The 25,312-nt window shown below is 40.2% G+C and carries 17 protein-coding genes; 12 read left to right on the top strand and 5 right to left on the bottom strand.

The genetic code is table 11. From position 1 onward, the window contains the following. The first annotated feature begins 62 nt into the window (after positions 1-62). Complete coding sequence (locus DW205_RS05375) at positions 63-971, top strand: SMP-30/gluconolactonase/LRE family protein (RefSeq protein WP_005867329.1); 909 nt, start codon at positions 63-65, stop codon at positions 969-971. A 138-nt stretch (positions 972-1,109) separates the two neighbouring features. Then, positions 1,110-3,296: a ribonuclease R gene (gene rnr, locus DW205_RS05380; RefSeq protein ID WP_005867327.1), complete on the top strand. Its 2,187-nt coding sequence runs from the start codon at positions 1,110-1,112 to the stop codon at positions 3,294-3,296. A gap of 103 nt (positions 3,297-3,399) precedes the next feature. On the opposite strand, the gene DW205_RS05385 is transcribed toward rnr, so the two are convergent. The 5 genes from DW205_RS05385 to DW205_RS05405 are packed head-to-tail and all read right to left on the bottom strand — an operon-like array spanning position 3,400 to position 6,297. Then, positions 3,400-3,612, bottom strand: a complete 213-nt coding sequence (locus tag DW205_RS05385; protein WP_005859813.1) for an immunity 17 family protein — start codon at positions 3,610-3,612, stop codon at positions 3,400-3,402. 4 nt (positions 3,613-3,616) lie between these two features. Then, positions 3,617-4,036, bottom strand: coding sequence for a tRNA (adenosine(37)-N6)-threonylcarbamoyltransferase complex ATPase subunit type 1 TsaE (gene tsaE / locus DW205_RS05390; RefSeq protein ID WP_005867326.1), 420 nt, complete (start codon positions 4,034-4,036; stop codon positions 3,617-3,619). Between the two features lie 10 nt (positions 4,037-4,046). Then, positions 4,047-4,385, bottom strand: a complete 339-nt coding sequence (locus DW205_RS05395) for a DUF86 domain-containing protein (protein WP_005867325.1) — start codon at positions 4,383-4,385, stop codon at positions 4,047-4,049. Then, positions 4,354-4,689: a nucleotidyltransferase family protein gene (locus DW205_RS05400; RefSeq protein ID WP_005867324.1), complete on the bottom strand. Its 336-nt coding sequence runs from the start codon at positions 4,687-4,689 to the stop codon at positions 4,354-4,356. The genes DW205_RS05395 and DW205_RS05400 overlap by 32 nt, the downstream gene beginning before the upstream one ends. A gap of 57 nt (positions 4,690-4,746) precedes the next feature. Next, complete coding sequence (locus DW205_RS05405; protein WP_005867323.1) at positions 4,747-6,297, bottom strand: PglZ domain-containing protein; 1,551 nt, start codon at positions 6,295-6,297, stop codon at positions 4,747-4,749. Between the two features lie 863 nt (positions 6,298-7,160). Between DW205_RS05405 and DW205_RS05410 the strand changes: the two genes are divergently transcribed. The 10 genes from DW205_RS05410 (at position 7,161) to DW205_RS05455 (ending at position 25,302) form a co-directional block, all read left to right on the top strand. Next, positions 7,161-7,706 (top strand): RNA polymerase sigma-70 factor, encoded by a 546-nt coding sequence (locus DW205_RS05410; protein ID WP_005867309.1) that lies wholly within the window; start codon positions 7,161-7,163, stop codon positions 7,704-7,706. A 74-nt stretch (positions 7,707-7,780) separates the two neighbouring features. Then, positions 7,781-8,710 (top strand): FecR family protein, encoded by a 930-nt coding sequence (locus DW205_RS05415; protein ID WP_005867307.1) that lies wholly within the window; start codon positions 7,781-7,783, stop codon positions 8,708-8,710. Between the two features lie 334 nt (positions 8,711-9,044). Further along, positions 9,045-12,260: a TonB-dependent receptor gene (locus DW205_RS05420; protein WP_232299930.1), complete on the top strand. Its 3,216-nt coding sequence runs from the start codon at positions 9,045-9,047 to the stop codon at positions 12,258-12,260. A 19-nt stretch (positions 12,261-12,279) separates the two neighbouring features. Next, positions 12,280-14,037, top strand: coding sequence for a RagB/SusD family nutrient uptake outer membrane protein (locus DW205_RS05425; RefSeq protein WP_005867300.1), 1,758 nt, complete (start codon positions 12,280-12,282; stop codon positions 14,035-14,037). Between the two features lie 63 nt (positions 14,038-14,100). Then, positions 14,101-16,446, top strand: a complete 2,346-nt coding sequence (locus tag DW205_RS05430; RefSeq protein ID WP_005867298.1) for a hypothetical protein — start codon at positions 14,101-14,103, stop codon at positions 16,444-16,446. A 292-nt stretch (positions 16,447-16,738) separates the two neighbouring features. After that, positions 16,739-17,284, top strand: coding sequence for an RNA polymerase sigma-70 factor (locus DW205_RS05435; protein ID WP_005867296.1), 546 nt, complete (start codon positions 16,739-16,741; stop codon positions 17,282-17,284). A 74-nt stretch (positions 17,285-17,358) separates the two neighbouring features. Continuing rightward, positions 17,359-18,291 carry a FecR family protein gene (locus tag DW205_RS05440; RefSeq protein WP_005867294.1) on the top strand — a complete coding sequence of 311 codons (933 nt, stop codon included), beginning with the start codon at positions 17,359-17,361 and terminating at the stop codon, positions 18,289-18,291. Positions 18,292-18,531: 240 nt separating this feature from the next. Continuing rightward, on the top strand, positions 18,532-21,741 hold the full coding sequence (locus DW205_RS05445) for a TonB-dependent receptor (protein WP_034530112.1): 3,210 nt from the start codon (positions 18,532-18,534) through the stop codon (positions 21,739-21,741). Positions 21,742-21,754: 13 nt separating this feature from the next. Next, complete coding sequence (locus DW205_RS05450; protein WP_005863235.1) at positions 21,755-23,383, top strand: RagB/SusD family nutrient uptake outer membrane protein; 1,629 nt, start codon at positions 21,755-21,757, stop codon at positions 23,381-23,383. A gap of 62 nt (positions 23,384-23,445) precedes the next feature. Then, positions 23,446-25,302 (top strand): glycoside hydrolase family 127 protein, encoded by a 1,857-nt coding sequence (locus DW205_RS05455; RefSeq protein WP_005863237.1) that lies wholly within the window; start codon positions 23,446-23,448, stop codon positions 25,300-25,302. Positions 25,303-25,312 lie beyond the last annotated feature (10 nt).

The following is a 25,312-nucleotide window of genomic DNA, read 5'->3' on the forward strand; positions in this document are numbered from 1 at the left end:
TAAACTCAGATTCATAGCATACCATGAAAAAAATAGTTATTAAATTAATATTGGCATTTATCATGTTTGAAGGAACCTCTTGTATAAACGATCCTATTATAATCAGCCCCGATCTGGCGTTTCGGGCGGAAGCTACTACAGGGGAGGGATCGATTTGGCATCCCGATCGCAATACACTTTTCTGGGTAGATATTGAAGGAAAGACGTTATATGAGTATATACCGGACTTGCAAAACTGCCGTTCATGGCAGTTCGACCGCATGGTCTCTACCGTCGTACCGGAAACGGACAGTACGGTAGTCGTCGCTTTACAAAACGAGATCATACGTGTAAACCTAACGGATGGGAACACGGCATCTATCGCCCCAATCCCGGACAATAACGGGAAGATTCGTTGCAACGATGGGAAATGCGACCCGTCCGGACGCTTATGGATCGGCACCATGGGATTTGGCGCGCCTAAAGGGGCTGCCAGCCTTTATTGTGTATGGGCAGACGGAACCGTCGAAACAAAGTTGACAAAAGTCACGATCTCCAATGGGATCGTATGGTCCGCCAACAAGAAATACATGTATTACAACGACACACCTACCCGTAAGATCATACGTTTCCGGTATGACGATAGCTCCGGTGACATATTGTACGATGGCGTAGCCGTAAATATACCCGAGGGCACCGGCTCCCCGGATGGAATGACGATAGATTGCAACGACAACCTTTGGGTGGCTCAATGGGGAGGTGGCGGTGTTTATTGTTACAATCCCTATACCGGCGACCTGTTGACAAAAATTGTCGTACCGGCCCCCCACGTAGCGTCATGCGCTTTTGGAGGGGATAAGCTCGACACGCTTTATATAACGACTGCCCGTGCCGGATTGAGTGAGGAACAGCTTGAGGAATATCCACTAAGCGGTAGCGTATTCTGTTGCAAGCCCGGAGCGAAAGGGGTGCCGGCGAATTGTTTCCATTAAGAATCCGCGAGCTTAATAAATCTAATTAACACAATTGTCAACCAAATATCAATTTAAATTGTTTCCTTTGTAGACATGGCGTGCAAAAGACGAGGCGTGCCCCGTCTCCACAAAAACAAATGCAAATAATTATACAGAATGGCAAAGAATAGACCAGCAAAAAAAGATAACAATAAGGAGAAAAAAGGAAAAAAGGAAAAGGGTGTTGGTAAACGTATGAAAAAAGAAGCGATGATCCAAGCCATCATTTCCGTATTCCAATCCTCTCCCAAGGAACCTTTCAACTATAAACAAATCAGCAAGATCATCGGAGTCGAGAACCAAGTGCAGAAATTGCAGGTGGTAGACATCCTGTATGACTTGTCCGCCGAGGATATCATCACCGAGATCGACCGTGGCCGTTACCGTCTCAACGGATTGGGAACCCTAGCCGTAGGAACTTTCGCACGCCGCAGCAATGGAAAGAATTCTTTCATCCCTGAAGACGGAGGTACGCCGGTATTTATCGCTGAACGTAATTCCGGGCATGCCATGGATGGAGACAAAGTGAAAGTACAGCTTTTCGCCAAACGTAAAGGTGCCGAGCCGGAAGGTGAGGTCGTGGAAATCCTTGAGAGCAAGGAGCGTACTTTCGTAGGTAAACTTCAAGTAGCTAAAGGCTTTGCCTTCTTGATTACGGAAAACAAGACGTTGGCTAACGATATTTTCATCCCTAAGGATAAACTGAAAGGGGGCAAGAACGGCGACAAAGCGATCGTACGTATCGTGGAATGGCCGGATGAAGCCAAGAATCCACTGGGTGAGGTCATCGATATATTAGGTATCGCCGGACAGAATACCGCCGAGATGCACGCGATCCTTGCCGAATTCGGATTGCCTTACAAATATCCTTCCTCGGTAGAAAAAGCGGCGGATAAGATCCCGGAAGCGATCTCTCCGGAGGAAATTGAGAACCGGGAGGATTTCCGGGGGATAACAACCTTCACGATCGACCCGAAGGACGCGAAAGACTTCGACGACGCCCTTTCCGCACGCCGTTTGGATAACGGGAACTGGGAGGTTGGCGTACATATCGCCGACGTAACACATTATGTGAAAACGGATGGTGTCATCGATAAAGAGGCGCAAAGCCGTGCGACTTCCGTTTATCTGGTAGACCGTACGATACCGATGCTTCCTGAGCGACTTTGTAACCAAATATGCTCTTTACGTCCCGACGAGGAAAAATTATGCTTCTCCGCTGTCTTCGAACTAAATAGCGATGCCGTGGTACAAAACTCCCGGATCTGCCGCACGATCATCAAGAGCGACCGCCGCTTTACCTATGAGGAAGCACAAGAGGTGATCGAAACCGGCGAGGGAGATTATAAAGAGGAGATTCTAGCCTTGAACGACCTTGCCAAGAAATTGCGGGAACGTCGTTTCAAGAGTGGCGCTATCAACTTCGACCGCTATGAGGTTAAATTCGAGATCGACGAACAAGGGAAACCAGTCCGTGTTTATTTCAAGGTCTCAAAAGACGCTAATAAGTTAATCGAGGAGTTCATGCTATTGGCAAACCGTACCGTAGCAGAGTTCGTGGGCCGTCCTCCTAAAGGAAAGACTAAGAAGACATTTGTTTATCGTATCCATGAGCTTCCGGACCCAGATAAAATGGAGAATTTCGCCTCTTTTATCCGTCGCTTCGGCTATAAGTTGAAAACAGACGGCACGAAGACGGATGTCTCCAAAGGAATCAACTCCTTATTGGACAATGTACAAGGAAAGCCGGAAGAGAACTTGATCGAGACAGTGGCGATCCGTGCCATGCAAAAGGCCCGTTACTCCACGGAGAATATCGGCCACTATGGCTTGGCTTTCGAATACTATACACATTTCACCTCTCCTATCCGCCGTTATCCGGATATGATGGTACACCGATTGCTGGAACGTTATCTAGCTGGTGGCCGTAGCGTTATACAAAAGAAGTATGAGGATTTATGCGATCATTGTTCCAACATGGAGCAAGTCGCCGCCAACGCAGAGCGTGCATCCATCAAATATAAGCAAGTAGAATTCATGCAGGATAAGCTCGGCATGGTATTCGACGGCGTTATCTCCGGTGTCACCGAATGGGGACTTTACGTAGAACTGAACGAGAATAAATGCGAGGGACTCGTACCTATCCGTGATCTGGATGACGATTACTATGAGTTTGATGAGAAGAATTATTGTTTATTGGGCCGTCGCAAGAAACGTCAATATCGTTTGGGAGACCCTATCACTATCAAAGTAGCGCAAGCGAATCTGGAACGTAAGCAACTCGATTTCCAATTAGCGGAATAAGGCCTTTTTCAAAGTAAGTATAACTTCATCAGACAACGAAGTTATACTTACTTAGGCATTTTGATTATACTTACTAGGACAAGTAAGTATAATTTACTTTTTATCACCAATACATAAGTCCCAGCGCCCCACAAGCGATCAGCCCGATTCCCAACAACGCATAGAAGATACGTGCGCCGCCACGACCGAACCAGTTCACGAAAGTCATCGCCCCGCTGGTTTTAAAGTACCAATCAAAATTACAGATCGCCGCTACGATTGAGAACAATCCCAAAGCGATAAACAAGGATAAGATAAAGTATTCGGAAGGATCCATAGACTTACTTAACCTCTACAGTACGTGAACCGTCCGGATTCTCCGAGATCGTGACATTTACCACATCTCCGGGTAACAACTCATCTATTTTCTCCGGCCATTCAATAAAACATAAAGCTCCGCTATAGAAATAGTCTTCTGTTCCGATATCCTCCGCCTCACTCAATTTATTGATCCGGTAAAAATCAAAATGATAAATCAATTCTCCCGTCGTATCGCTACGGTACTCATTGATAATAGCGAATGTGGGACTGTTGATCACATCCTCCACACCCAATTCCTCACAGATCGCCTTGATAAAGGTAGTCTTACCGGCCCCCATCGGACCATAGAAGGCAAAGACCGTACGATCATCCATCCCGGCGATAAACTCCTTAGCCGCCTCATGGATCTTATCCAAACTTTCTATTTTCAGTGTGCTCATCTTATCTAACTTAACAATTTTCCAATAATGTTTTCACTTCACTTTTTAAGGCCGGCAGATGATTAACGACTATCGCCCAAACCAATGTGTCATCCAAGCTGTCATAAGCATGTATAATCCGATTACGAAAACCAACTATTTTCCGTGTATTGTTTAGCGATATACGTTCCGGTTGTTTGTCATATTGATTTAGAGCCTCACCTATAATGGCCAATTGCCTTTCCACCGCACTTTGCGTCTTTAGATCCACTGTATACTCCATATAAGATCTAGTATTTGCGGTAAACGATTCGATCAAGCTTATCGCCCTCATCATGTCAGACAAATACTTCTTTTCTTTCATTGTCATACAATAGAATTTTTGTTTTATCTATATTCTCTAAAAGAAATGGATTTTTTAAACTTTTCTGAGTCAGTAGATCTACTTTTCTTTGAAAGAAATCTTCTAACTTATCCCATAAAGAAAGTAATTTTTCTCCTTTTTCTAAAGGATCCATATCCTCCATCTCTACCAACAAGTCAATATCACTCCTCTGTGGATTGAATTGCTCTGTCACTGAAGATCCAAACGCATACAACGATTTTATCCCATGATTCTTACATATATCAGAGAACAAGGAAAGATTCTTACGTATTTCATTATGGATAAACATACTTCTTTTTTCGCAAAATTAAACAAAACCTACCATCCACGAACAAAAAAACGATATTTATTTCGGTTCCATCGTAATAAACGGCACCAACATCTCCTCCATCGAGATTCCTCCGTGCTGGAATGTATTTTTATAATAGGATACGTAGTAGTTATAATTATTCGGATAAGCGAAGAAATTCTCTCCGTAGGCGAAAATATACTTACTGCTTAGATTCGGGGAGGGAAGCCCTACTTTTTCCGGGTCCCGGATCTCAAATACCTCTTTTGGATTGTAGTTCAAGTTCTTGCCTACCTTATAGCGTAGATTGGTATTCGTATTCTTATCACCTATCACCTTGATCGGATTCGTTACCCGAATCGTTCCATGATCGGTCGTAACGATTACTTTTCCTCCCCGCTCGGCGATTCGTTTGAACAACTCAAGCGTAGAAGAGTGCTGGAACCATGATTTAGTCAAACTGCGATAGGCCGCCTCGCTTTGCGCCAACTCGCGGATCATCTTACTCTCCGTACGAGCATGCGAAAGCATATCCACGAAGTTCAGCACAATCACATTCAGTTGATTACGAGTAAGAGAAGGGATCGTAGCCAACAATTTCTCTCCATATTGGGAATCGTGTACTTTATTATATGAGAAGGTATATTTCTTACGGAACCGATCGATCTGGGTTTGAATCAATGGAGCCTCATTCAAATTCTTACCTTCCTCGCTCTCCTCATCTACCCACAAATCCGGAAACATCTGCTCTATTTGCGAAGGCATCAAGCCCGAGAATATAGAGTTGCGGGCATATTGCGTGGCGGTTGGCAGTATGCTATAATACAAGCTCTCGTCAAACGTAAAATACTCAGTAAGCAATTCTTTTACCACCCGCCATTGATCCAGCCGGAAATTATCGATCAATATAAAGAAAACCTTCTCGTCATTATCCAACATTGGGAAAACCTTCTTCTTAAACAGGTCGGGGCTCATCAACGGGCGATCGGCCGGATTCTGTATCCAGTCCACATAATTCTTCTTCACGAATTTGGCAAAAGCGTTATTGGCCTCTTCCTTCTGCATACGGAGCATATCTGTCATTGCCACTTGGCTGCTTTCCAGTTCCAATTCCCAGTACACTAGTTTCTTATAGACCTCCATCCAGTCGTCTGTGGTCAAGGAATCATTGATTTGCATACCTATACGACCGAATTCCTGCTGATAACCCACCGTGGTCGTCTCGGAGATAATCACGTTCTTATGGACATTCTTCTTGATAGAGAGAAGCAATTGGTTGGGATTTACCGGTTTGATCAAATAATCCGCGATCTTATTTCCGATCGCCTGATTCATGATACTTTCCTCCTCACTTTTAGTCACCATCACGACCGGCACATTCGGAGCGATCTCCTTGATATGCGACAGCGTCTCCAATCCTGTCAAGCCGGGCATATTCTCATCGAGAAAAATAATGTCAAACGATTGTTCCTTACAGCAGTCAATAGCGTCTTGCCCGCTCACCACCGGAACGACCTCATACCCTTTGTCCTGCAAGAACAAGATATGCGGTTTCAACAAATCAATCTCGTCATCAGCCCAAAGTACTCTATCTTTCTTCGCTGCCATAAGCTTACCTAGTTTATTTACAAATATATGGATAATCCTCCATATAACAACGAAAGAAACGGGATGTTTCGTATTTGATCTCGTAATTTTCCCAAATCCAGATAAGCGAATAGCCAATGAGGAGATCTCCTTCATCAACTCACGAACAGTACTCTCTCTTACTGACTAAGGTTCAAAAATATCCAATTTATCTACAACATCTACAACTATCCTTGTAATCATCTATCTTTAGACGGTTTAGCCTATGGTGGTAGATAAAAAACATCTACAATTATCAGGCCCTATCTACCATCATTTACTACTTTTCTATCTCTAAACAGAACGATCTCTCCACACTTGCCGCAATCATCATACGGTCTCTTCCTTATACAGACAAAACATTAACATATAAGCTTATACAGTTTTTATCCATGAAAAACTAAAGTTTTATACCGCTAAAACCTTTGTTTTCCGCTTAGGAAACTTTTGTTTCTATATAGGGAAACTAAGGTTTCTTCGGCACGAAACTTTTGTCTTCTGTAGGAATGAAGAAAATAGTTCCCTAGGAACTATGTTCATGACTATTTAGTGCCAAATGCCTTTTATGTTAAAACTCCAAAAGATAAGGCAAATATATTGATTTCTTTTAGCAAAACACAATCTTTTCTATTCTAAATCAATATTGTCTTATATTTTATTGACATAACTATATGATTTCAGGGCATAAAAGTCCCACCGGTTAGTCTATTTACGCTCTGTAGATACAATATGTGAATTAGGAAGAAGCGTAGTTTGTAAATACCGAATATAGTTCCTAGGGAACTTTGAAGAACTTAGTTTTACTCCAGAAGTCATGTAATCTTATTTTTATTACTCAGCTTATAATGGCAAAAGACAATTTTAACATTATTTACGAACGAAACTATCAACGATCGTTCATGTTCGCTAAATCATACGTACATGATGATATGATAGCAGAAGATATCGTATCCGATTCTCTTGTGAAGTATTGGAGACTGATCTCCACCCAAAAAGGAGAAGCGACAGAAGCTCTTTTACTTTCAATCTTGAGAAATAAAGCTCTCGACTACTTACGCCATAAAGCTGTACATGATGCTGCGATCGAAAATCTAGAAGAAATAAAAAAGCGAGAACTAAGTATCCGCATATCCACTTTAGAGGCTTGTGATCCAGAAGAAATTTTCCGGGAAGAGATACGCACAATCCTTCAGCGCACCCTACAATCATTGCCCGAACAAACTCGCAGGATATTCGAGATGAGTCGTTTCGAAAACAAAACAGTGAAAGAAATCGCTATAGAAACCAACCTCTCCGTAAAAGGAGTAGAATACCACATTACCAAGACTTTAAAAATATTACGTATCAATCTAAAAGATTATCTTCCCTTATTCTATTTTCTTTTTTCTTGACTTTTCTCGTTTTTCCACTAGGGATCTATCTTGCAGCATCGTTTATTATTTATAAAGCGAAATTAATAGATACCATGAAGGAATTACTACAACGATACATAAAAGGAGAGGTTTCAGAGAAAGAAAGACTGAAAATAGCATCATGGTTAGACGAAAGCCCTGAAAACATGCGTGAATTTCTGGTTTTACGCAAATTATATGACATTTCACTCTGGCAAGCCAATACAGATAAGACAAATTCCGTAAAGAAAGTACATTATTCCATACGGAAGGTAATGGCCGAGATCTTAAAAATCGCAGCCATCTTTCTAATCGGCTTTTGGGGAAGCAAACAACTGCAGATACAACAATCGAACAAGAAACAAATGCAAACCATTCATGTCCCTGCCGGACAACGGGCAGAGGTCACCTTAGCCGATGGTACGCATGTATGGCTAAACTCTCGCTCAACCCTAAAATTTCCTGAACAATTCAGCGCAAACACCCGAAACGTGGAATTAGACGGCGAAGGTTACTTCTCTGTCCAGCACAATGAAAATAGTCCATTTACCGTACATACCCAAAATCATGATGTTCAAGTATTAGGTACAGAGTTCAATGTAAAAGCTTACCATAACACATCCTTGTTCGAAACCGCCCTTTTAAAGGGTAGTGTAAAAATCAGTTCCCCTAATTTAAGAAATGGATTACAACTCAAGCCTAATGAAATCGTTAGTATAGAGAATAGGATGCTCAAGAAATCTACAATTAATAATAGCGACTATTTTAAATGGAAAGAAGGCCTGTTCTGTTTTGAGAATGAATCAATCCAAGATCTAATAAAGAAACTAGAACTTTATTATGATACTACGATTGAGATCCAACGTCCCTCATTGTTGAAACATCACTATTCCGGCAAATTTCGTATTCAAGATGGAATAGAGCATGTATTAAAAGTACTTCAGTTAAAACATAAATTCACATACATCAAAGATGACGATAAGAATCTAATAATCATAAAGTAAGAACAGAATGTTAACCTTATAAATCATGTATGCCTATGAGATAAAAAATATCAAAAAAGAAACGGTATATAAAAACCGGGAAATGCGGCAACACTCCCCGGAAAGAATCAATACCACATGCACTTAAATCATCAGTATCAAATTCAAGAGTTACAAATGTATGAAAAATCAAACAAAAAGAGTTATGAAGTTAACTTTTATAACACTATTTCTATCAACCACAGGAATGTTTGCATCTGTTAATTCGCAAAATACACGGGTCAATATCCATGTGAACAATGCAAACACTCAAATTGTCTTAAACGAAATCGAAAAACAAACAGACTATCTCTTTGTGTACGACACCAAAGAAATAGATCTAAATCGTAAGGTTTCCGTAGAGGCGCAAAATAAAACCGTAGCAGATGTGTTATCATCTGTCTTTACCCAAACAGACATCTCATATGCGATGGAGGGTAATAACATCATGTTAATGCGAAAAAACACTTCTGTTACACAACAGAGTAACCGGAGAATTACCGGTGTTGTGAAAGACGCAATTGGTGAACCTATCATTGGAGCAAATATCGTGGAGAAGGGAACCACAAACGGTATAATCACCGACATTAACGGAAATTTCAGCCTTATGGTCTCCGAGAACGCCATCTTGCAAATTTCCTATATCGGATATCAGACACAAGAAATCCCGACCAAAGGGCAGACGAACATCCAAATTACCATGAAGGATGACGCACAAGCATTGGATGATGTCGTTGTTATCGGTTATGGTACGCAACGCAAGAAAGACGTAGCCGGATCTATCTCTTCCATATCTACGAAGGATTTATCTATTCAATCATCCGGGAATATACAGAACCTTCTTCAAGGTAGGTTATCCGGTGTGTCCGTAACAACTTCCGGCGTAGCTGGCGATGCTCCTGCTATCCGTATTCGAGGTGTCGGAACACTGAATAATAACAGCCCGTTGTATGTCATTGATGGTTTTCCTACAAAAAGCGAGATCGCATCCCAAATAAATCCTTCAAGTATAGAGTCTGTACAAGTATTGAAGGATGCTTCCTCCGCCTCTATCTATGGTTCCCAAGCAGCTAACGGGGTTATCTTAATCACGACAAAGCAAGGTAAAGAAGGAAAACCTACCGTTGACGTAAAAGTAAACGTAGGTGTACAACTTCCTACCAACTTGCCGGAAATGCTAAACTCCCAACAATATGGAGAAGTCTTGTGGAATGCGATGAGAAACGCCGGGTTAACACCACAGCATGACCAATATGGCAACGGAGCTACACCCGTCATTCCTGATTATATTCTACCGGCAGGAGCCATGGAAGGCCAGGTAGATCTCAGCACTTATAATACTGCGGAAAATCAATTTATGCGCGCTAATAAGATCGGAACTAATTGGGCTGATGAAGTTTATCGCCCCGCACCGACTACAAACATTGATATCAGCGCACAAGGAGGTGGCAATGGGTCTAAATATTTCTTGAGCGCAAACTATTATAAACAAGAAGCTCTTGTAAAATGGGCGGGCTATGATCGCTTCTCTTTACGAGCCAATTCTCAATTTAAGATTTTGAGCTTCGCCACATTAGGATCAAACCTAAGCGCAACTTACTCTAAATACAAAGGAAGCAAATCAGACCATGAGGCCGTACGTATGGCTCCGCTTATTCCGGTTTACGACGTAGAAGGTAATTGGGCCGGAACAAAAGCTAATGGTTTAGGTGATTCCAAGAATCCGGTAGCCCAACTTTATAATCAAAGAGAGAATTACAATGACAACCTCAACTTGTTAGGTAATTTGTATTTGGATATCAATTTCTTGAAATACTTCCAATTCAAGACAAATGTCGGCGTAAACGTTGAGGATAGCGGCTCCAAAGAGTTCAATCCAAAAACTTATTGGAACAAAGGAGACGCAAATACGCTAGTGAATTCTTTAAAGGAAGCAAGAGGCCGTAAATCAGAATTGGTTTGGAACAATACTTTGACCTTCACGAAAAAATTTCGTGAAACACATAATCTGAATGTTTTGCTAGGTACAGAAGCCATTAGTTCTAAAATAGAGAATCTCTCTGCTTATAGAAGTAATTTTATTATCGAGGATCCCGATTATAGATACCTTGACGCTGGCGAATCCAACAAGGACAATACAGGCAACGCAAATGAATACGCTTTGTTCTCTCTGTTCGCACGTGTCAATTATCAATATAAAGACAAATATTATTTAGGGGCTATTATTCGTCGAGATGGGTCCTCACGTTTTGGTGCGAATCATAGATATGGCTACTTCCCAGGGGTAAACGCCGCATGGAGACTTACGGAAGAAAACTTCATGAAAGGGCAAGATATTCTTAGTGATTTGAAAATCAGAGCCAGTTACGGTTTGACAGGAAATCAGGATATCGATAACTACGCATTTGCGTCCATGTATTATACGAATATCTCAACTAGCAGCTATCCTATAGCGGGAGATCCAAACTCTGTCACTCAAGGTATCAGTAAGGAGAGCATTGGTAATCCGGATCTTAAATGGGAGACGACTACACAAACAAACATTGGTATCGACGCAGGTCTTTTTAATAATAAACTGAATTTGTCATTCGATTTCTACCATAAATATACTACCGACATCTTGCAAAGAATTACTTATCCTTCTACCGGAGGAGTGGCAAGTGCCCCATTTATGAATATCGGTGAAATGCAAAATAACGGATATGAATTGAATATCAATTTCCAGAATACGACAGACTATGGTTTCCGGTACGAATTAGGGCTCATTTTGTCCGGATATCGTAATGAGGTAAAGAAATTAGCTTCAAATCAATTCATATCGAACACATATACAAGAACAGAAGTAGGTCATCCGATTTCCTCTTTCTATGGCTATGTGATCGATGGTATTTTCCAAACACAAGGCGAGGTCGACTCGCATGTAGAACAGTCAGACAAAGCAATCGGCCGTTGGAAATATAGAGATGTGAATAATGACGGAAAAATAGACAGCCAAGATAGGGCCTATATCGGTAATCCTCACCCTGATTTCGAGTACTCTTTGAGTTCACGCTTCTATTACAAGAACTTCGATTTGTCTCTTTATATCCAAGGCAGTCAAGGAAATGATATTTGTTTCGCATCGAAAGGCGGTAGGGATGGCCTTGATTTCTGGGGAGATTATTTCAATAAAAGTACCCGTATATTGAATACTTGGACTCCTGAAAACAGAAATGCGGAACTGCCGGAGATCAATATCTTGAATCCAAATGATGAGGCAGGTAAGGTTTCTTCATACTTAATTGAAGATGGTTCTTATATTCGTTTGAAACAATTAGAATTAGGATATACCCTTCCAAAACAAACGCTTTCGAAAATTGGACTCCAGCAATGTCGTGTTTATTTGAATGCGGAAAACTTATTGACATTGACAAAGTATAACAACATTGATCCCGAGGTTAAGAACGGCGATGACAAGAATATGGGTGTCGATTATATGAATAATATGCCACTAGCACGCGTATTCTCCATTGGTTTCAATTTATCATTCTAATACTTAAAATTAAACAAACATGAAAAATCTATTTCATATAGCGAAAAAAACGTTCACATGGGTAACCGTCACGATGGCTGTTAGCCTGTTTAATGGTTGTTCTGATTTTTTGGATAAACAACCATTAGGCAAATTGAATGAGTCTGTATTAACAGATGAAAGTACCGTGAATAAACTCCTTATTGCCTGCTATAGTCCATTAAACGGATTTATCAACGGAGTTTGGGGAATAACAAGTGGGCCGGATAATGTCTTCTATGGAGATATGTGCGCTGGAAATATCCATAAAGGAAGTACTACCGGCGATCAAGGCGAACTGCTACAGATGGAGCGTTATGTCGCTACTGCTGAAAATGGTCGTATCCGGGATAAATGGATACTGGTATATGGAGCTATTGAGCGTTGCAACGACGTACTTCGTATGCTGAATGATAATAAAATTGATGGCTTATCAGAAGAAAGTGAAATGGAAATTAGAGCAGAAGCCCGTTTCCTAAGAGGATATTATCATTTTGAAGCGAAAAAAATCTGGAACATGGTCCCTTATATTGATGAATACGTGGAAGATCCGCAAAGAAGAGTTCCCAATGACAAAGATATTTGGCCTAATATTGAGGAAGACTTCTCTTTTGCTACCGGAATTTTACCGGATAATCAGAGTGAGCCTGGAAGACCTACGAAAAACGCCGCTAAAGCGTTCTTGGCCAAGGCTTATTTATTCCAGCAAAAATATAGCGAAGCAAAAGTTTTATTAGACGAAGTCATCACTAGCGGAAAATATAAGTTACTTGACAATTATTTTGATAACTTCAATGCGGAGCAAAACAATAACGCAGAAGTGGTATGGTCTAACCAGGTAGCGGTAAATGTAGCGGGAGCTGGTTACGATCGTAGCCAACGTGGTTTCGACTTATCTTATCCCAATGCTCCAGATCAACCAAACTTAAGTGGAGCCGGATTCCAACAACCTACTTTCGACTTAGTAAATGCCTATCAAGTAGACGAAAATGGCCTACCCATGATTGACACTTACGCTGACCATGAATTCAAAAACGACCAAGATATCGAATCTAGCGAGGCATGGGAACCGGATATGGAAACCCCTGTAGATCCGAGATTAGACTGGGTCGTTGGTCGTAGAGGCGTTCCATATCATGATTGGGGATTGCACCCGGGAAAAGCTTGGATCAGGGATCAAGTCAGCGCAGGTCCTTATAACCAAAAAAAATGGATTATATTAGAAAACCAACTTGCTACATACGCTTATGACAATACAGCAAAATTTAACGCAATGAATTTCAATATTATTCGATACGCCCAAGTATTATTGTGGGCTGCGGAATGTGAGGTAGAGGTTGGTAACCCTGAGAAAGCAAAAGAATATGTCAATATGATTCGTCAAAGGGCAAAAGACGGATCTTACGTGAGATTAGGAGATGAAGCACCTTTTGGCAATGGTCCAGCTGCCGCCAATTATAAAGTGGATATCTATAAGGATTCATGGGCAGGACTAAGTAAAGATGTATTACGAAAACGTGTACGATTTGAAGAACGCTTGGAACTTGCGTTAGAAGGTCATTTCTTCTTCGATTTGGTACGTTGGGATATCGCTGAGGATTTTTTAAATAAATATGTCGAAAGAGAAAAAAGACATATCCAATATTTAAATGGAGCCGTTTTTGATAAGAACCATCGCTATTACGCTATTCCTCTAACTGAAATAGATAGAAGCTATGTCGATGGTAAACCAACATTGACACAGAATCCGGGATATTAATTATAGTAAGTGTGAGGGGGTATCATAATATCCCCTCCACTTTTATCTACAAAAGATTTGAATATGACGCAATATCTAAAGTCACTTTATCTATGCATTTGTTTACTGGGGGGATTTATATCTTGTCAAACAAATGAAAGTATCACTCAAGATGAGGAGATACAAACAATCATGGAAGGAATCTCGAATCAAGCGGGTCAAGAAAAAAATCCTTATCTGACAGCAGGAGATAAAACCTACATAATAGGTACGCAAGATGGAAACTTCCCTGATCTTGGTGGACATACTCCCGGAGAGATGGGAGGAGTTTGGAATCATTTGATCAAGCTATTAGATGGCTTTTGGGTAAAAATGACAGATAATAAAGGTAATTCTTGTTGGTTGGAAAACGCAATACAATATACGAATTATCCTTTTGGAAGTAAATTTGAGTACGCTCCTTTATTTAATAATAGTATCCGTGTCAATCGTTTCCAATTTTGCCCACAAGGAAAAAATGGTGTTGTTATTACCTATACCATCGAAAATGTATCGGATTCAGAGCAAACGGTCCTTTTTGATTTTGTCGCAAAAACAGATTTGTTGCCTGTATGGTCATCCGGGACAATCGGGTTAAAAGACGCAAATGATGTCGTGAACTGGGATGCCCAAGATGCCATTTTTAAAGCGAAAGATTTAGGTAATAACTGGAACGTGATTTGGGGAGCGGATCAACATACGAGTATTTATCAACTAGATACTCCTACTTATATAAATACGCAAGGAACGGGTAAAAGTGCCTCTTCTACTTATACGATTACACTTCCTAAGAATCAGGAGAAAAAACTTTCTTTCGTCATCGCAGGATCAAAAGACAGTGAGGAGGATGCCCTAAAAAGTTACAAAGACATCTTAGCGAACCATTCCGAAATGTTGGAAGATAAAAAAATGTATTACACCCAACTATTAGAGAGAGGACGGATTAACATTCCAGATAAAAAGTTACAAGAGGTTTATAACTGGTGCAAAATCAATACGGAATGGCTTGCGGCAGATATGGAAAGTGCAGGACGCTTTCTGGGAGCGGGCGCAATTGAATATCCATGGTTATTCGGTTGTGATAATTCTTATTCATTACAAGGCCTTGTCGCTACAGGTGACCAAAAATTAGCAAAAGAGACATTGAGAGTTATCAAAGAGATGTCAGAGAAAGCCAATAGGAATGGCCGTATTTTGCATGAAATGGCATTCAACGCATTCGTCAGCCACAAAGGAAATACTCAAGAGACTGCTCATTTTGTCATCGCTGTATGGAATGTTTATAAATGGACTGGTGATAACAAATTCCTTGCAGATATGTATCCTTATATGCAAAAAGGTCTGAACTTCCTTTTGAAAGATATGGATACAAATAAGAATATGTTCCCCGAAGGGTATGGAATCATGGAAGTTAGAGGATTAAATGCGGAATTGATTGATGTCTCTGTTTATACCCAGCAAGCACTGGAAGTTATGTCGCAGATTGCCTTAATAATGGGAGAAGAAGCATTTGCCAGTGAGTGCGCCTCGCAAGCAATCGATTTGAAAGAAAGGATAAACGACCTATTTTGGGATAAGGATTTAGAAATTTATTGTGATTTTTATGGAACGAGAGAGCAAGCCTTAGAAACGACTAAAGGTGCTATCGAACAGGTTCGTAATACAGAATACAGGTGGGATGTTGCCGAGGTTTCCTTACAGGAATATGAGGATAGCAAGAAAAAGCATATCGCAATGTATGAGGATATGTATAAACAATTTGAAGCGTATCCAACTGGTATTATGAAAGGATGGTTAACTAACAAGAATTGGGTAATAAGCACTCCAATAGAAACTCATATTGCCTCAGAAGACAGAGCTATTCGGCAATTGGATAAAGTACGAAAAGAGCATTGCGGCGAATATGGTCCTTATTTATCCGCAGTCGAAAGAGATCGCATGATGACTATCGCAACAGGCGTACAAGCGATGGCCGAATGCGCTTACGGACGTGTAGATGAGGCTTTATGGTATATCAATCGCATCGTCGATACATTTGGCCGTACACTTCCGGGATCAATTAATGAGATGATGCCTGATTATGGCTGCCCTGTTCAAGCATGGACCATCTATGGTATAGCAACACCTTTGATTCGTTATATATATGGCATACAACCAGAAGCCTATAAAAAGACCTTGACCCTAAGTCCTAATTTACCATCAGATTGGGACTTTATTGAAATGAAAGATCTTCCTGTTGGAAATAATAAGATTAATTATAAAGTAAAACAACTGGAAGATGGATTGGAAATCACGTTAGATACAACTGAAAAGGATTGGAGTTACCTATTAAGACCGGTAAAACAACCTATCAAGCGATTTATCGTGAATGGTAAGGAACAACGGATTTAGAGAGAGACGGGGCATGCCCCGTCTCCACATATAGACACCGCCTCATAATGATCTAAAATTAAAACAGATAACCCCAACTATTTTGAGTAAATAGAACTTAGTCTGAATTCCGTATTCAAGACCTCTTTCCACTCTAACCTTTTACTATCAATGCGATAAATGGATAACAATCAATTTCTTTCATCCCATATTATACTTGAGATAACCGGAAAGCGGGGAAAATGAAAGTATGATTACTTTAACTATTTTTCTATCAAAAATTCCTACTTTTACCGCTAAATCTGTATTGAAGATGAAAGGAGACGATTTTAATATCATTTATGAACGGAATTACCGACGGTCATTCCTGTTCACCAAATCATATGTACATGATGACATGGTGGCTGAGGATATCGTAGCTGAATCGCTTGTAAAATATTGGCGACTGGTCTCTGCTGGAGAAAACGAGATAACAGAAGCCTTATTGCTCACGATTTTGAAAAATAAAGCCCTTAACTATTTACGCCATAAAGCCATACATGATGCCGCTATTGAAAATTTAGAGGAAATAAAAAATAGAGAACTAAGCATTAGAATTTCCACACTCGAGGCTTGCGATCCGAAAGAGATCTTCTCTGATGAGGTCAATAGGATCATCCACAAAACTTTAAAAAACTTACCAGAACAAACTCATCGAATATTCGAGATGAGCCGCTTCGAGAATAAAACCGTAAAAGAAATAGCGGATGAGACAAACCTCACCATAAAAGGTGTAGAATACCACATAACCAAGGCTTTAAAAGCTTTGCGTATCAACTTGAAAGACTATCTACCCTTATTTTATTTTCTTTTTTCTTAATTTTTTTCATTTTTCCACTAGGGATTTAGCGCACAGCGTTGTTTTTATAATAGAAAATAAATTAACAGACATTCATGGAGCAATTACTACAACGGTACATAAGAGGTAAGGTTTCCGAAGAAGAGAGACTGAAAGTAGTGTCATGGCTGGACGAAAGTCCTGATAACATGCGTGAATTTCTGGCTTTACGTAAATTATATGATATTTCACTTTGGCATACGGATACAGAGCAAAAAACACTTCATAAAAAATTCATTCCAACAATTCGACGTATCGCAATCGAAACACTAAAAATAGCAGCGATCTTTTTAATTGGAATCTTTGTTACTAAACAATTCGTAGAACAAAAAAAGGTAGAGGATATACAAATACAAACCATCCATGTACCCACAGGTCAGCGAGCTGAGTTAACTTTAGCGGACGGGACACATGTTTGGCTCAACTCTCGCTCGACATTGAAATTTCCTAATAAATTCGGCACAAATAAACGGAACGTAGAACTTAACGGAGAAGGGTATTTTTCTGTACATCATGACAAAAAACGTCCTTTTACCGTACAAACCGAAAAATACGCAATTCATGTATTGGGTACCGAATTTAATGTTAAGGCATATCACAACAGTCCTTTATTTGAGACAGCATTATTAAATGGCAGCGTAGAAATATCTTCCTTAACTATGCCGAAAAGATTACGCCTAAAGCCGAACGAGATGGCGATCGCAAGTCAGGAAGGATTAAATACATCCCATATTCCTGACTACAACTACTTTAAATGGAAAGAGGGATTATTCTGTTTCGAAGACGAGTCGATCCAAAGTTTAATAGAAAAGTTACAGCTTTATTATGATATTAAAATTGATGTTCAACGACCATCCTTACTTCAATACCGTTATTCCGGCAAATTCCGTATCAAAGACGGAATTGACCATGTATTGAAAGTATTACAATTAAAACATAAATTCACTTATACAAAAAATGAAGAGACGAATCTAATCGTGATAAAATAAATATTTAGTCGTTAACCTTTTAAATACAGAATATAGAGAATGAAAACATAACAAACAATTAACAGCACAAATTACACAAAAAGGGAGATGCTGCAACATCCCCCTTCCGTAAGTCAGTACCAGACTTGCGAAAATAAATTCATTTAGTACTAACAAATAAGACATTACAAATGTATGAAAAAAATTTGTAACGGGCATTTTATGTCCCCTTTTAACACAGAAGACAAAACATTTCGAATAATGAGATTAACATTCATTGCATTATTTGTATTCAGTTTCAGCTTACTCGCATCCGTACATTCACAAACGATGCGCATCAATATCAATGCTAATAATGAATCTACGCATTCAATTTTAGAACAGATAGAACAGCAAACTGATTATTTATTCATTTATAATACAAATGAAATCGACTTAAACCGTAAAGCATCCGTACACGCTCAAGACCAAACGGTAATGGATGTTTTGTCACAAATTTTCAGAAACACGAATATTGGATATGCGATTGAAGGCAGTAATATCATGTTGATGAAGAAAGATGAAAAAGCAGAACAACAACAGGATAATAATAAGGTCTCAGGAACAATTACAGATAAATCCGGAGAACCTATTATCGGTGCTAACGTCGTTATAAAAGGAACAACTAACGGAACTATTACAGATATAGATGGTAATTATACGTTAGATGTTCCTGTTTCTGCCATCTTGCAGATTTCCTATATCGGATATTTGACACAAGATGTTCCTGTAAATGGGAAACAACAAATCAATATTCGTTTAGTAGAAGATACGCAACAATTAGACGAGGTGGTAGTGGTTGGCTACGGTACACAGAAAAAAGGGGAATTAACTTCATCTATTTCCAGCATAAAAAGCGAAACATTCATTCAAGGTTCAGTACAAGACGCAGCCCAGTTGCTTCAAGGAAAGGTTGCGGGACTTGGCATTGTCATGCCTAATGGTGATCCGACGTCTTCATCCCAAATTGTATTGCGTGGTATCGGCTCACTAAAAGGAGACCGAGTTCCATTAGTTATTGTCGATGGAGTTCCGGGTGATATGAGCACTGTTGCACCAGAAGATATCGAAAGCATAGATGTTATAAAAGACGGCTCAGCCGCCGCTATTTATGGAACTAGAGGAAATAATGGTGTTATTTTCATCACCACAAAAAAAGTGAAAGGAGAGATACCTGTAACTATTGATATTCAAGCTTATGTCACTACCCAGCAAATCAAAAAAAGATTAGATATGATGGATGCCGATCAATACCGTCAATTAGTAAAACAAGGGAAACCCGGCGCTATTGATTATGGTTACGACACAGATTGGCTAGACCAGATATTAAGGACTCCTATTTCTTACGTAACTAATGCCAGTCTACGCGGAGGTAATCGCAACTCTAATTATATCGCAAACATAAACTATAAGTCTGGCCAAGGCATTATCAAACGCTCAGACAATAGAGTATTAACCACACGATTGGAAATCAACCACTCTATGTGGGATAACTTATTAAAGTTTAATTTAAACATCATGGGTAAAGAACAAAAATATACAGCCTTAGGAGATGGCAAAAGCTTCAATGGGGAAATTTACCGAAATGCGTTAATCAATATTCCAACTGAACGTCCGAAAGACGATAACGGAAACTGGATTGAACATCCGACAATGAACGGATATATGAATCCGGTAGCTGCGCTATATGAAAGTAATGGCGAAAATAAAAGTACCCAATTACGTACATTCGGAACCGTTACATTGACTCCCATGGATGAATTTTTCGTAAAAGCATTAGTGTCGAGAACCTCTTATAATCAAACCCGCGGATATGCTGAAACTAAAAAACACATATCAACTGTCCGCAATGGCAAAAACGGGTTTGCTTCTCGCGGAACAACTGCTTCTATCGATAATCTGTTAGAGATCACAGCCCAATACAAAAATAATTTTGGTGCTCATAATCTTACTGGTTTAGCGGGTTATTCTTATCAAGACAATACTTATGAAAATTATTGGATGCAAAACTGGGATTTTCCATCCGATCAATATAGCTATAATAATATGGGGGCTGGAGCTGCCTTAAAAAGAGGAGAAGTTGAGGAAAAGTCTGAAAAAAACAAGTCTAAGTTAATCGGTGTATTTGCTCGTATCAACTATAGTTTCAATGATCGTTATTTAGCATCTGTCAGTATCCGTCATGAAGGAGCTACACAATTCGGAGCTAATTATAAATGGGGAAATTTTCCGGCCGTATCCGTAGGTTGGAATATACATAATGAGGAATTCATGAGCTCCTTACGTTTTATCAGTAGCTTGAAAGCTCGTTTAGGTTTTGGTGTAACGGGTTCCATTCCTGAAGATCCATATATGTCATTAAGCCGCTTGACCAGCGATAAGAATCTCTATACTGGTTCTGGCTGGCTCCCTTCATTAAAACCTTCAAGTAACGCAAATCCAAACCTGCGTTGGGAAAAAAAAGAAGAGTGGAACTTAGGAGTAGACTTCGGTGTCCTTGATAACCGTATCAGTGGATCTATAGACCTTTATAAACGCACGACAAAAGATATGCTATGGAACTATCAAGTAGCCACTCCTCCTTATTTATATCAGGAAATCCTCGCAAACGCAGGAACTATGCAAAATAAAGGACTAGAGATACACCTCAGTGCAATCCCAGTACAAACAAAAGAATTCTCATGGACAACTAGCTTTAATTATTCGACTAACAAAAATAAGTTGGTTGCCTTATCCAACGAGGAATTCCAATTAAAATCCGGTTATATAGAAGATGGCTGGACTGGCGAACCTATCCAACAATATACCCATCGAATATTTGAAGGGGGTGAGGTTGGTAATTTCTACGGTTTTAAAACTATTGATATAGATAGCGAAGGACGTTGGATTATTGAAGATAAAAACGGTAATCCAAAACCGATCTCAGAGCAACAAGCAGAAGATAAAAAAATTATTGGAAATGGCCTGCCCAAACACCTATTAAGCTGGGATAACAGTTTTACCTTCAAAAATTTCGACTTAGGTATAACTATGCGAGGTGCATTCGACTATGACATCCTCAACTACCCCCGCATGTTTTATGAATGTCCTGTAAACTTGACCCGGGGAAATTTGCTTGCCACAGCTTATGAACCGAAGTACGGAAAGACTGTACTAAACGACCAACAGGAACTTCAATATGTTAGCTATTTCATCGAAAGAGGAAACTTTTGGAAAATTGATAATATCACCATTGGTTATACCTTAAAACTTAAGAATGATTATTTAAAAAGGATACGTATATACGCAACCGGTAATAACCTATTCACATTTACAGGATACAGTGGATTAGACCCTGAGGTTAATACGCAAGGACTTAATCCCGGATGTGATGAATTAGGCCGTTACCCTTCTACACGTTCCTTTACTTTAGGCGCAATGTTTACTTTTTAAAATAAATAAACTCATGAATACAATTAAAAAACATATAAATATCTTATTATTAGGTTGCTGTTCATTGAACTTTATTTCCTGCACAGACCTAACCGAAGAAATCTTCTCTGACATTACTGAAGATAGTTATAAATATGAAGCTGGAGACGCAACTAAAGTGGTTGGTGCCGCTTATACCAATCTTCAAGATTGGGGATATTGCGGTTCCGGACAAGCTCCAATGCTGAGTCAAGAAATATGTACCGATGCCGCAGTGTTCCCCGCTAATGGTTCCGGTTGGGATGATGGAGGTGTATTTCGTAGAATGCATCAACATTCATGGAACTCCGAACAATTACAAGTGAATCGTTTATGGGAAGTTTGCTATTCCGGAATTATCTTGGCAAACCGGGCTATCAGCATTATCAACCAAGATGATTTTCCTTTTGCCGCTAATGAAAACAAGGCTGCCATGATCGCTGAATCTCGAGCATTACGTGCTTTCTATTACTGGTACATCATGGATAATTTCGGAGATGCTCCTTTAGTAACGGAACCCACCTCAGAATTACCTGTAAAAACATCCCGGAAGGATCTTTATGATTTTATAGTCAAAGAACTAAAAGAGTCTTTCAGCGATCTCCCAACAGAGAAAAATGAATCTAATTATGGAAGATTCACATTATGGGGAGCTAAAGCCCTCCTCGCTAACGTATATTTGAACGCAGAAGTATATACAGGTGATCCCCAATGGAATGCTTGTATTCAAGAGTGTGATGATATTATTAATTCAGGAAAATACAGTTTAGACATTAATTATAGCGATCCATTTAAGGCACACAATGAAAACTCATTAGAAAATATATTAGTCATTCCTTATGATGAAATATTTGCCACTGGATTTAACTATCATTTAGCCGCCTTACACGGAGCAAACCAAAAAACGTATGATCTAGTTGGAAGCCCTTGGGGAGCTGGGGCCTATAAAGGAATACCTCAATTCATCGACACCTATGATCCAGATGACGAACGTTTAAATGCGACTTGGCTAGGAGGTCCCCAATACGCATCTGACCGGACACCTCTCACAGGCTCTTATGACTTAATGGGACAACCGCTTATCTTCGTCAACAAAATGCCCAACGGAATTTTCACTGGTGAGGCAGAAGGATATCGCTGGTTAAAATATGAGGTTGAGATGGGAGCCAGAAGTGAACTAAATAATGATTTGGTCTTATTCAGACTTACGCAAGTCCATATGATGAAAGCAGAATGCCTTTTACGTACTGGGAAAGCAGATCAAGCAGCGTCTATTGTAAGTATGGTCAGAAAAAGAGCTTTTAAAGAACATCCTGAAAAAGCAATTGTCTCAGGAGCGCAATTACAAGAAAAATCCTGTTACAAATACGGTACGGTAGAAAACTATGTATTAACTTCGCAAAATCAAGTTTATCCGGAAAAATTCGGACGTTTCTATGATGAACTAGGTTGGGAATTCGCTGGAGAATCTTATCGCCGGAGAGATATGATACGTTTCGGTCATTTCACAAAAGCTAAATGGTTATCTCATGAGCCGAATGGAGATTATAAAACGGTATTTCCCTTACCTCAAAAAGTAGTAGATACCAATCCGAATCTGGAACAAAATCCGAATTATCAATAATAACATAGAGGGTATGTCTCTATATTGACATACCCTCCTTTAATCTCAATTTCTAAAGCTATATGAAGCAATACCTTTTACTCGCTGCGTCTGCCTTTCTTTTGCAAGGGTGCCAGACCTCTAAAGAAGATATAAAGGAACAGCCTTTGAAGATGATCGAGCAGATCGATTTTTCTCATGTGAAAATCAATGACAACTTTTGGTCACCCAGACTCAGCAAACATGTCTCGGCGACCTTGCCTGTCTGTATCGATCAAATAGAGAATCAAACCGGACGTATCCGTAATTTCGAGAATGCAGCGAAAGGGGAAGGAGAGCATTCCGGCATTTTCTTTGATGATTCCGATGTATATAAAGCGTTAGAAGGTATGGCTTATAGCCTGATCAACAATCCGGATCCCGAGTTGGAAAAGAAAGCGGACGAATGGATTGACAAATTCGCTGCCGCCCAACAACCGGATGGCTACATCAATACCTTCTATACACTCACCGGATTGGATAAACGGTGGACCAATATGGACAAGCATGAGATGTACTGCGCCGGACATATGATTGAGGCAGGAGTAGCGTATTATCAAGCTACCGGAAAGCGCAAGTTATTAGACGTATGTATACGCATGACAGATCATATGATGAGCCAATTCGGTCCGGGAAAAAGACATTGGGTACCGGGACACGAGGAAATAGAACTGGCGCTTGTCAAGCTTTATCAAACCACCCAAGAGCAGAAATATCTGGATTTCGCTTATTGGCTGCTGGAGGAACGTGGACACGGTCACGGCACTATGGGTGATGAAGGTAAATGGGACCCGGTTTACTATCAAGATATCGTTCCCGTCCGGCGACTTACCGATATCTCCGGGCATGCGGTACGATGTATGTATTTGTATTGCGGTATGGCCGATGTGGCTGCCTTGAAGAATGATACGGGATATATAGCCGCCATAGATCGTCTATGGGATGATGTGGTACACCGCAATATGTATATCACCGGGGGAATCGGTTCATCCCGGGATAACGAAGGGTTTACGGAGGATTACGATTTACCGAACCTAGATGCTTATTGCGAGACTTGCGCTTCTGTCGGAATGGTGCTTTGGAACCAACGTATGAACCAACTTACCGGAGACTCTAAATACATCGACATACTGGAACGTTCTTTATATAACGGTGCGCTTGCCGGTATCTCCTTGGGTGGAGACCGCTTCTTCTATGTCAACCCGCTGGAATCTAAGGGTGATCACCATAGACAAGAATGGTATGGTTGCGCTTGTTGCCCAAGTCAGCTTTCACGCTTCTTGCCTTCTATCGGAAATTATATCTACGCCTCCTCCGATGATGCGTTATGGGTAAATCTATATATCGGAAATACGGGGCAAATACGGATAGGAGAGACTGATATCCTATTAACACAAGAAACGGACTATCCGTGGGATGGATCGGTAAAACTAACAATTTCTACGTCTCAGCCTTTGGAGAAAGAGATACGCCTCCGCATTCCGAATTGGTGCAAAACCTATGATTTAAGTATCAATGGTAAGAGAATAAACGTGTCTGAGAAAAAAGGCTATGCGGTAATCAAGGATTGGAAATCGCAAGATGTAATCGCTCTAGATATGGATATGCCCGTGGAAATTGTTGCGGCAGATCCGCATGTCAAGGAAAATTTCGGCAAACGGGCGATTCAACGAGGGCCACTTGTATACTGCATGGAAGAAATAGACAACCCGGAATATTTCGATCAAATCCAGTTGAGCCCAAGTACAACATTCCAGACAGCCTTCGTTTCCGATATATTGAATGGGATAAAAACAATTAAAACAAACGGTAGGGCACAATCTGCTACCTTCATTCCCTATTATGCGTGGGATAACCGTAAAGCAGGAAAAATGAGGGTATGGATCCCCTATAACGAATAACTAAAAAAGC

The organism is Parabacteroides sp. AM17-47 (assembly GCF_003434625.1).
Lineage (GTDB): Bacteria > Bacteroidota > Bacteroidia > Bacteroidales > Tannerellaceae > Parabacteroides > Parabacteroides distasonis.

What these genes read in the sequence shown, in the direction of transcription:
- DW205_RS05375 (WP_005867329.1), top strand. Translation starts at nt 63, where the DNA reads ATGTTTGAAGGAACCTCTTGTATAAACGATCCTATTATAATCAGCCCC.
- rnr (WP_005867327.1), top strand. Translation starts at nt 1,110, where the DNA reads ATGGCAAAGAATAGACCAGCAAAAAAAGATAACAATAAGGAGAAAAAA.
- DW205_RS05385 (WP_005859813.1), bottom strand. Translation starts at nt 3,612, where the DNA reads ATGGATCCTTCCGAATACTTTATCTTATCCTTGTTTATCGCTTTGGGA.
- tsaE (WP_005867326.1), bottom strand. Translation starts at nt 4,036, where the DNA reads ATGAGCACACTGAAAATAGAAAGTTTGGATAAGATCCATGAGGCGGCT.
- DW205_RS05395 (WP_005867325.1), bottom strand. Translation starts at nt 4,385, where the DNA reads ATGACAATGAAAGAAAAGAAGTATTTGTCTGACATGATGAGGGCGATA.
- DW205_RS05400 (WP_005867324.1), bottom strand. Translation starts at nt 4,689, where the DNA reads ATGTTTATCCATAATGAAATACGTAAGAATCTTTCCTTGTTCTCTGAT.
- DW205_RS05405 (WP_005867323.1), bottom strand. Translation starts at nt 6,297, where the DNA reads ATGGCAGCGAAGAAAGATAGAGTACTTTGGGCTGATGACGAGATTGAT.
- DW205_RS05410 (WP_005867309.1), top strand. Translation starts at nt 7,161, where the DNA reads ATGGCAAAAGACAATTTTAACATTATTTACGAACGAAACTATCAACGA.
- DW205_RS05415 (WP_005867307.1), top strand. Translation starts at nt 7,781, where the DNA reads ATGAAGGAATTACTACAACGATACATAAAAGGAGAGGTTTCAGAGAAA.
- DW205_RS05425 (WP_005867300.1), top strand. Translation starts at nt 12,280, where the DNA reads ATGAAAAATCTATTTCATATAGCGAAAAAAACGTTCACATGGGTAACC.
- DW205_RS05430 (WP_005867298.1), top strand. Translation starts at nt 14,101, where the DNA reads ATGACGCAATATCTAAAGTCACTTTATCTATGCATTTGTTTACTGGGG.
- DW205_RS05435 (WP_005867296.1), top strand. Translation starts at nt 16,739, where the DNA reads ATGAAAGGAGACGATTTTAATATCATTTATGAACGGAATTACCGACGG.
- DW205_RS05440 (WP_005867294.1), top strand. Translation starts at nt 17,359, where the DNA reads ATGGAGCAATTACTACAACGGTACATAAGAGGTAAGGTTTCCGAAGAA.
- DW205_RS05445 (WP_034530112.1), top strand. Translation starts at nt 18,532, where the DNA reads ATGAGATTAACATTCATTGCATTATTTGTATTCAGTTTCAGCTTACTC.
- DW205_RS05450 (WP_005863235.1), top strand. Translation starts at nt 21,755, where the DNA reads ATGAATACAATTAAAAAACATATAAATATCTTATTATTAGGTTGCTGT.
- DW205_RS05455 (WP_005863237.1), top strand. Translation starts at nt 23,446, where the DNA reads ATGAAGCAATACCTTTTACTCGCTGCGTCTGCCTTTCTTTTGCAAGGG.